Here is an 8,586-nt window from a genome sequence, read left to right as displayed (position 1 = left end):
GCCGGGTCTGGTGCACGGCGGGTTCCTGGGCGTCTTCTTCGACTGCGTCATCCAACACCACAACTGTGCCGCCAGGCTGTCGGGCAAGACCCGTTCACTACAGCTGACATTTCGCCGGCCGACCCCGATCCTCACTGAGTTGCAGTTCGACATCGCGCGCACCGAGGTCGACCGGGGCATCGAATCGACGGCGCGGCTACTGCTCGATGGCGAAGTGCTGTCCATTGGAAAGAGCAACACGTTGGCGTTGTCTCCGGACAAGCTGGCCGGATCCCTATTCGGCAAGCGGCGACCCGAGAAAACCTGACATGGTGGGGCAACGCATTCGTCAGCCGCGGGTGGCGGAAATCGTGGCGTCGCGGCTGCGGGACGATATCTTGTCCGGTCGGCTCAAGGAAGGCGACATTCTGCCGTCGCAGGAAAGCCTGTTCGCAGAATTCGGCGTGAGTCCTCCAGCGGTGCGGGAGGCGATCCACATTCTGGAGACCGACGGGCTGATCTCGGTTCGTCGCGGCAACCTGGGCGGGGCGGTCGTCCACCTGCCAACCGCCGAACGCACCGCCCACATGATCAGCATGGTGCTGCAGGCGCGCTCGGCGACGCCCGCCGATGTCAGCGAGGCTCTGATGCACTTAGAGCCCATCTGCGCGGGGATGTGCGCTGCACGCGAAGACCGGATGACCGAAGTGGTGCCGTATCTACAGGGTGAAATCGACGCTCAAATCAAGCAATTTGACGACGCGTCACAGTATGTGCCGAATGCCCGGCGGTTCCATGAAACGCTGGTGTCGCGTTGCGGTAACGAACCGATGATCCTGCTGATCGGTTCGCTTGAGCTGATCTGGTCAGCCCATGAGTCGTCGGTGTGGAACGGCGAGGGCGACCCGGCACCGATGGGCGGCAAGACCAGACGAGCCGCACTGCGTGATCATCAGCGGCTGCTCGACGCCATCAGTGACGGCAATGCCGCCCGAGCGGTGCGGGTGGCGCAGGATCACCTTGCCGCAGCGCGTCGCAATACGCTCGCCTTCGGCGCTGACAAGACCATCGAGGCCAAGCTGATGTCAAGCGCAGTTTTGGACCTCCGCCTGCACCACAACGGGCGACCACTGAGCAGGAAGGAGTCCGATACATGACAGCATCGGACGATCGCGTGCTGTTCGACGTCGACGCCGACAAGCGAATCGCCACAATCACATTGAACAACCCGAAGCACCGCAACTCCTACGACGCCAGCATGCGTGACACCATCGCGCGCTACCTGGATCGGGTGGCCGAAGACGACGGCATCACCGTGGTGCTGCTGCGCGGAGCGGACGGAGTTTTCAGCACCGGCGCCGACATGAACAACGCCTACGGCTGGTATGGCTCCGAAAACAAGCCCACGAAAAGTCGGCCCAGTCAACGACGTCGGCTTACAGTCGACCGCAAGTCGTTCGGTTTTTACCACAATTTCATGGGTTTCCCCAAGGTCACGGTCGGCGAGATCAACGGATACGCCCTGGGCGGCGGGTTCGAGCTGGCGCTGATGACCGACATTTCCGTGATCGCGCGCGACACCAAGATCGGTATGCCGGCGACGCGTTTCCTCGGTCCAGCGCTGGGCAGCTTGCACATGTTCTTTCACCGGCTGGGACCGGTTCTTGCGCGGCGCCTGCTGTTGACCGGTGACATCATCGATGCCGGCGCGGTCGAGCATCTCGGAATCTTCACCGACACATGCGATCCGACTATGGTCTCCGCGCGTGCCCGCTACTGGGCGGAGAAGGCGGCAAAAATGCCGGCCGACGGCGTCGTGATTGCCAAGGAGGCGTTCCGTCTGGTCGAACAGACCCAGGCCTACCAGGCAGAGGAAGTGGCGAGCTATCTGTTCCACGCGTTCGGGACGAACCTGCAATTCGCGCCCGGCGAATTCAACTTTGTCAAGACGCGAGCACAACACGGTACGAAGGAGGCGTTCCGCCTCCGCGACGAACACTTCCACGTACCGGAACCCGAAGCGCCGTAAGCGATTAGCCGCACGTTACCGCGACGTTTTGGTCCGTCCTCGAGGCATCGACGGTTTACGTCGCGGGGCAACCGATTTAGTCGCCTTTCGCGGACGGCCAGACGACTTCGTACCCTGCTCGATCATCCTGGCCGCGTGGTCGAGAATGCACTCAAGACCGTATTCGAAGTTGGTCTCGTCGGCGGCGCCGATGTGGTGGCCTTTCGCAGTCATCTGAGCGAGCAGCGGCGTGGTTTCTGGATCCATGACCATGGCGTCCTCGATGGTGCGTGCCCCGTTCTCGCTCTCCTGGTTCTTTTGGTGCAACCGATGCAGAACCACTGATCCCCGCACATGCACCGACACCGCGGAGTAGGTGTCGAAGGCTTCTTCGGGCGACAAGCCCGCCTCAACCAGACCGGCGATAGCCTTCTCGATCTCTTGCACGCCCAGACGGGCTGCCTTGGGGCTGAGCGCGGACCGGATCAAAATCAGGTCGCACAGTATTGGGTTGCCGATGAACGTCTTCCGCATCGAGCGAGCGTGGTTCCGCAATGTCTCACGCCAATCGCTTGCCTCCACGTATGGCGTGTCGAACACGTATTTACGCAACGCGCGGTCGGTCATCGCGTTGAGCAGGTCGTCCTTCTTGCGGAAATACCAGTAGATGCTTGTGACGCCGACGCCCAAATGCTTTCCGAGCAGCGGCATGCTCAGGTTGTCGATCGATACCTGCTCTGCGAGTTCGAAAGCGCCGTTGATGATGTCGTCAGGATTGATGGATCCGCGTTCGCGTCGCTGACGCTTGTCTGCGGTAGCTTGCTTTGCCACTGCGGGCACCTCCATCAAGTTCAATACTGCTCACGCAGTCCGCGCTGCGAGCCGGCGTAACCGAATCTACCGGTAGTTGTGGCCTGAACTGCGGCTACGCGGGTGTGTCGGCGCTTCCCTCTGCTACTGTAATGCCTATCGTAGGCTTTTTGGTAGCTGCGGAGCAGTGTATGGCGAGCGGGCATACCGATGGATTTAGGGCTGAAAGACGCGACCGCGGTGGTGGTCGGCGGGGCGCGGGGGATGGGACTAGCCACAGCGCGGTGCCTGGCAGCCGATGGCGCCCGGGTGGCCGTCGTCGCGCGATCGCGGCCCGACTTGGACCGGGCGGCCGTGGAGCTACGTCAGCAGGGCAGCCCGGATGCTCTCGGCCTGGTCGCCGACGTCCGTGACGCCGGACAGGTCGACAAGGTGTTCGCCGAACTCGGCGGCAGGTGGAGCGGCGAACTCAACGTGCTCGTCAACGCGGTCGGTCCGGGAACGGTCGGCAGCTTCGAGGACCTTACCGACGAGCAGTGGCGCCACGCTTTCGACGACGGTGTGATGGGCATGGTGCACTGTGTTCGTTCGGCACTTCCGCTGCTGCGCAAGGCCGGCTGGGCGCGGATCGTCAACTTCTCGGCACACTCAACCCAGCGGCAAAGTGTCGTGCTGCCCGCCTATACCGCCGCCAAAGCAGCATTGACGAGCATCTCCAAGAACTTGTCTTTGCTGCTGGCCAAGGACGAGATCTTGGTCAACGTCGTCTCTCCGGGCAGCATCGCATCCGAGTCGCTGGTCGGTTGGGCGAAGTCGGTCGGAGTCGACGGCGACGACCCCTACCAGCTGATGGACGCCATTGACAAGCACTTCGGGCATCCCGCCCACCTGCCGCGCGCCGGCCTACCGGACGAAATCGGGCCTGTGGTGGCGTTTTTGGCGTCGCGACGGAACTCCTACATGACGGGAGCCAACGTCAACGTCGACGGTGGTTCCGACTTCACTTGACGACGGGAGGGGGACTACAACATCCAGACCCCGATGGTGACTTCTCCGACCGCTGGAAGCGCCCGGCTTCTTTTCACGCGGCTGGCGCGCGAAGGGCCAGTCCAGCCCGTAGTATGTTGCGGGCGGCGTGTTCGTCAGCCTGGGCGCGATGTGAGCATCGCTGGCAGACAAAGTCCGCTTGGGTAACGCGGTTCTCCGGGGCTGCGTGCCCACATTTCTCGCAGCCGTCGGAGGTGTGCCAGGGGTCGACCTCAATCCAGACGCGCCCAGCTTCTTCCGCTTTGGCGCGCAGCTTTGAGACGAAACCTCCCCAGCTCGCGTCGCTGATACTTCTGTTCAGCCCGGATTTCGCCCGGGCACCGTTCTTGAGGAACTGCCCTGGGTTGTCGGGGTCGGGCACCGGTTTAGCCCGCCGCAGCATGTTGGCGATCTTAAGATCCTCCACCACCAACACGTCGTAACGCTCCACAAGCGTGCGAGCTTGTTTATGGTGAAAGTCTTTGCGCTGGTGGGCAATCTTGCGATGCCGCGCAGCCACAGTTTCGCGCTTGCGTTGCCGGTTCTTTGAGCCGCGCTGGGCGCGCTGCAGCCGTTGTTGGGCGGCGGCCAATTTCTCTTCGGCGGCGCGGCCCCAGCGTGGGTTGTAAATATGCTCACCGTCGCTGGTCGTCGCGAAACTCGCGATTCCGACATCGATCCCTGCTTTGCGCCCGGTTTTGGGTAGCGGGACCACAGGTACGTCGTCACAGGATAAGACGAGCATCCAGCGCCGCCCTTGGCGCTTGGTCTGGATCGTCTTCACCCGACCCACCACCGGGCGGTGTAACTCGACTTTGACCTGACCGACACCCTGCAGATACACGCGATTGTGATTGGGCAGCCAGCGAGCACCGTCACCGTCTTTGGGCCACTCCACACTGTCGAAGCGGGCCTTGCCCTTGAATCGAGGGTATCCGGGGGTCTCGCCGCGTTTGACCCGGCGAAAAAATCCGTCGAACGCCTTACTCAATCGGCGCAGGGTGGCCTGTTGAGACGAAAACGACCACACCGCCTGATCCGGACATGCTTCCCGGATCTCGGTCAGTTGTGCCGACTGATCCCCGTAGTAGATGCGGGTCTTGCTGTGCGACCACGCATCCCGGCGTTCCTGCAACGCCGCGTTGTACAACTCGCGGTGTGCGTCCAGACACTGCGCCAACGCCACATGCTGGCGGGCCGTGGGCCGCAGCCGAAACACATACGAGCGGCGCATCAAGCCACCGCGTCCCACTGGTGTTCGATGTAACGACGCACCGTCGACTCCGACACATACCTGACCGAGGCGGCGAAATGCGACGGTGACCACAACACCTTCGCAAACCACCGCAGATACAGGAACTCGGCCCGCAGCACACGTGCGCTGCGGCCCTTAAATGCCCGAACCATCGACGCTGGCGCATCGGCCGGTCCTACCCGCACAAACACATGCACTTGATCGGGCATCATCTCTTTGGCCACGATCTCCCAGCCATGCTCATCGGCGATCTGCTCCGCAGCTCGCCACAGCGGGTCGCTACCCGCCCACGCAGAACGTGGCGTCGATATTTTGGACACCACGCCAGGTGCAGCCTGAGCGAGCACACTCCACCCGGTGTGCGATGAAACCGGCGCTGCGACATGCCCCGCACTCTATGGGACGAGACCGACAAAACTTGCGATCCCGATCGCTGTCACCTGTCGATCCCGACGGCTCAAGCGGCTTGTCGCCTCCGGGCATACTGATGGAAGTGCACGGGGGCGAAGGTGTGCTGCGGTTCTTCCGCTACATCGCCGACCGCACGGATATCGCGCTGGGCATGTTCAATTCGCCGTCGTCGGGCTACGTGTTGACACCGGCGGAAAGCGCTCAGATCTATCAGGAGCTGCCCGCCGTCTGCGCAACCAAGGAGGGCGCCTTCCGGCCTGCCGCCAGTCGCGTGCTGCACGAGATGGCGCACGGTCTGGTGATATGGGAATGCGACAAAACGGTGTATCGCGCCGGGTGGCTACGCGCCGGAATCGTCTGTCCCGCACAATTAGGCACCGCCGGGTACCTATTCGAAACTCCCGAGCGGCGCTTGCTTACCGAGTACTGGGACCTGATCCTCAACGACAAGCTCGTCGAAGCGATGGACTACGGGCGCGATTCCGGTCTGGACCAGTTCGACATCGACCTCGGTTCCTGGTTCACCTGCTATCCCGCGCGATCCGATTACTTCACCCATTGGGGCGGTGCATTCAAATACGCGGCATCGCTTCTTGGCCTGCCAGTGGGGGACTATCCGCAGTCCCGGCCTCCGCAAGCCGAATTGCCTGCGGCGGCTAAAGAACAGATCGAGAATGCCTATCGAGGCCTCGGTCTCATCACGCGGTAAGTAACAAGTGTTCGTGCGTCCGGTTTAGCCTGGTCGTACCGGGCTCTGAGTAGTTGCAGAATGCTGTACCGATAGGTATACAGTATGGGTACAAAGACGCTGGAGTCAGCGGCCCGGGAATGAGGAGACGCTCCGATGAGCACCGCCGACGACGTCGCTGCTGCGGCCGGCGCACCCGCCGATCAGGACGACGCGGTGCGCTACGAGACCACGGACAGCGGTGTCGCGGTGCTTACCCTGAATCGGCCGGAGCGGCTCAACACGTGGGGCGGCGACATTGCCGCCGCGTTCTATTCGAGCCTTGAACGTGCCGACGACGATGCCGCCGTCCGAGCGATCGTGGTGACCGGTAGCGGTAAGGCGTTTTGCGCGGGGGCCCAGCTGGGCTCGATGGAAACGGTCGGCAAGTCGCTGGAGAACACCGACCAGCGGGCCCTCAGCGAGTTGGTCGGCGAACGGCAGCCCCATTTCCTGACGACCCTGCGCAAACCGGTCATCGCCGCGATCAATGGTTCCTGCGTGGGCATCGGGCTCACGCTGGCGCTGATGTGTGATGTGCGGTTCGCGGCCGCCGGCGCAAAATTCGCCGCGTCGTTCGCGCGCCGAGGCTTGATTGCGGAGTACGGCGTCTCCTGGATTCTGCCGCGGTTGACCGGCTGGGGTGTCGCACTCGATCTGCTGGTGAGCGGCCGCACCTTCCTCGCCGACGAGGCGGCCGAGCTGGGTCTGGTCAAGGAGGTCGTCGCGCCAGACCAGTTGATGCTGCGTGTCATGGACTACGCGGAGGACATCGCGCGCAATTGCTCGCCGGCTTCGATGGCTGTCATCAAGCGGCAAGCCTACGGTGATGCCACACGAGACGTCGAGGACGCGACCGCACGAGCCGAGGCATTGCTCCACGCGTCGCTGTTGCGGCCCGACGTCATCGAGGGCATCACGAGCTTCTTCGAAAAACGGGCGCCAAATTTCCCGGGGCTGGGCCCATCCGAATAAGGGTGGCGACAGCTTGCGGTACCGGAAAGGATGATCATGACCAGCTTGGGCTACAAGGCAATTGACGTCGATAACCACTACTACGAGCCGCTGGATGCCTTCACCCGTCATCTGGACAAGAAGTTCAAGCGCCGTGGCGTTCAGATGCTTACCGACGGCAAACACACCTTTGCCGTCATCGGAGAGCGGGTCAACCACTTCATCCCTAATCCGACCTTCGACCCGATCATCGTGCCGGGCTGCCTAGACCTGTTGTTCCGTGGCGAGGTTCCCGACGGCGTCGACCCGGCCTCGCTGATGAAGGTCGAGCGGCTGACAGAGCACCCTGAATACCAGAACCGCGACGCCCGCATCGCCGTGATGGACGAACAGGGCATCGAGACGGTGTTCATGCTGCCGACGTTCGCGTGCGGCGTCGAGGAAGCGCTCAAACACGACATCGAGGCGACCATGGCGTCGGTGCACGCATTCAACCTGTGGCTCGACGACGACTGGGGCTTCGACCGGCCTGATCACCGAATTGTTGCGGCGCCGATCATCTCACTGGCCGATCCCGAAAAGGCCGTCGCCGAAGTCGAATTCGTGTTGTCGCGCGGCGCCAAAATGGTATTGGTACGCCCGGCCCCGGTGCCCGGTGCGGTCAAACCGCGGTCCCTGGGCGACCCCATCCACGATCCGGTGTGGGCGCGGTTGGCCGAGGCCGGCGTGCCGGTGGGCTTCCACCTGAGCGACAGCGGCTATCTGCAGATCGCAGCGATGTGGGGCGGCAAGTCGACGTTCGAGGGATTCGGCGCCAAGGATCCACTGGACGTGGTACTCCTCGATGACCGTGCGATCCACGACACAATCGCCTCAATGATCGTGCACGGGGTCTTCACCCGCCACCCGAAACTGCGGGCGGCCAGCATCGAGAACGGCTCCTACTTCGTGTACCGGCTGATCAAACGGCTCAAGAAGGCGGCCAACAATTATCCCCAGCACTTCCGCGAAGATCCGGTGGAGCAGTTGCGCAACAACGTGTGGATCGCCCCGTACTACGAGGATGATCTTCCGGCGCTTGCCCAGACCATCGGAGTCGAGCGCATTCTGTTCGGTTCCGACTGGCCGCACGGCGAAGGTCTGGAGTCACCGCTGGCTTTTGCCGACGAACTGACAACATTCAGCGCGACCGACATACGAAAGATCATGCGCGAGAATGCATTAGATCTCCTTGGCGTCAAGGTGGCAGCGGCGGCGTAGCGTCATGCCCGAATGGACGATGGGTGCCGTGCTGGATACCATCGCAGATGTCATTCCGGACCGCCTGATGACGGTGTGCGCTGACCGACGAAGCACGTTCGGCGAGTCGGCGCAGCGCACCACGCGATTCGCCAACTTCCTGAGCAGCAACGGGTT

The 8,586-nt window shown here is 62.6% G+C and carries 8 protein-coding genes and 2 pseudogenes; 7 read left to right on the top strand and 3 right to left on the bottom strand.

Features of this window, described 5'->3' with window-relative positions; translation table 11 throughout:
• From VFA16_RS18705 to VFA16_RS18695, 3 genes and pseudogenes are all read left to right on the top strand, one after another.
• Positions 1-307: pseudogene (locus VFA16_RS18705) on the top strand (hypothetical protein); the annotation flags it as partial.
• A gap of 1 nt (position 308) precedes the next feature.
• Positions 309-1,136: a FadR/GntR family transcriptional regulator gene (locus tag VFA16_RS18700; protein ID WP_324969250.1), complete on the top strand. Its 828-nt coding sequence runs from the start codon at positions 309-311 to the stop codon at positions 1,134-1,136.
• Complete coding sequence (locus VFA16_RS18695; RefSeq protein WP_324969249.1) at positions 1,133-2,008, top strand: enoyl-CoA hydratase/isomerase family protein; 876 nt, start codon at positions 1,133-1,135, stop codon at positions 2,006-2,008. The genes VFA16_RS18700 and VFA16_RS18695 overlap by 4 nt, the downstream gene beginning before the upstream one ends.
• Positions 2,009-2,023: 15 nt before the next feature.
• Here VFA16_RS18695 and VFA16_RS18690 read toward each other — a convergent pair whose 3' ends face one another.
• The gene (locus tag VFA16_RS18690) at positions 2,024-2,833 is read right to left on the bottom strand and encodes a TetR/AcrR family transcriptional regulator C-terminal domain-containing protein (RefSeq protein ID WP_324969248.1); all 810 of its coding nucleotides are present in this window, start codon (positions 2,831-2,833) and stop codon (positions 2,024-2,026) included.
• Between the two features lie 174 nt (positions 2,834-3,007).
• On the opposite strand from VFA16_RS18690, the gene VFA16_RS18685 reads away from it, so the two are divergent.
• Entirely contained in the window at positions 3,008-3,805 is a 798-nt protein-coding gene (locus VFA16_RS18685; protein WP_324969247.1) for an SDR family NAD(P)-dependent oxidoreductase, read from the top strand.
• Positions 3,806-3,878: 73 nt separating this feature from the next.
• On the opposite strand, the gene VFA16_RS18680 is transcribed toward VFA16_RS18685, so the two are convergent.
• On the bottom strand, positions 3,879-5,057 hold the full coding sequence (locus VFA16_RS18680) for a transposase (RefSeq protein WP_324969246.1): 1,179 nt from the start codon (positions 5,055-5,057) through the stop codon (positions 3,879-3,881).
• A complete protein-coding gene (tnpA, locus tag VFA16_RS18675; protein WP_324969245.1) occupies positions 5,057-5,401 on the bottom strand; it encodes an IS200/IS605 family transposase in 345 nt (114 codons plus the stop codon). The genes VFA16_RS18680 and tnpA overlap by 1 nt, the downstream gene beginning before the upstream one ends.
• A 161-nt stretch (positions 5,402-5,562) precedes the next feature.
• On the opposite strand from tnpA, the pseudogene VFA16_RS18670 reads away from it, so the two are divergent.
• The 3 genes and pseudogenes from VFA16_RS18670 to VFA16_RS18660 all read left to right on the top strand — a co-directional run.
• Positions 5,563-6,198, top strand: a pseudogene (locus VFA16_RS18670) (dihydrodipicolinate synthase family protein); the annotation flags it as partial.
• 135 nt (positions 6,199-6,333) lie between these two features.
• The gene (locus VFA16_RS18665; protein WP_324969244.1) at positions 6,334-7,191 is read left to right on the top strand and encodes an enoyl-CoA hydratase; all 858 of its coding nucleotides are present in this window, start codon (positions 6,334-6,336) and stop codon (positions 7,189-7,191) included.
• 36 nt (positions 7,192-7,227) lie between these two features.
• Positions 7,228-8,430 carry an amidohydrolase family protein gene (locus VFA16_RS18660; RefSeq protein ID WP_324969243.1) on the top strand — a complete coding sequence of 401 codons (1,203 nt, stop codon included), beginning with the start codon at positions 7,228-7,230 and terminating at the stop codon, positions 8,428-8,430.
• The last annotated feature ends 156 nt before the right edge of the window (positions 8,431-8,586 follow it).

Origin of the sequence: Mycobacterium sp. (genome assembly GCF_035653355.1) — a bacterium.
Taxonomy (GTDB): Bacteria; Actinomycetota; Actinomycetes; order Mycobacteriales; family Mycobacteriaceae; genus Mycobacterium.
This window is presented reverse-complemented; position numbering and strand designations above follow the sequence as displayed.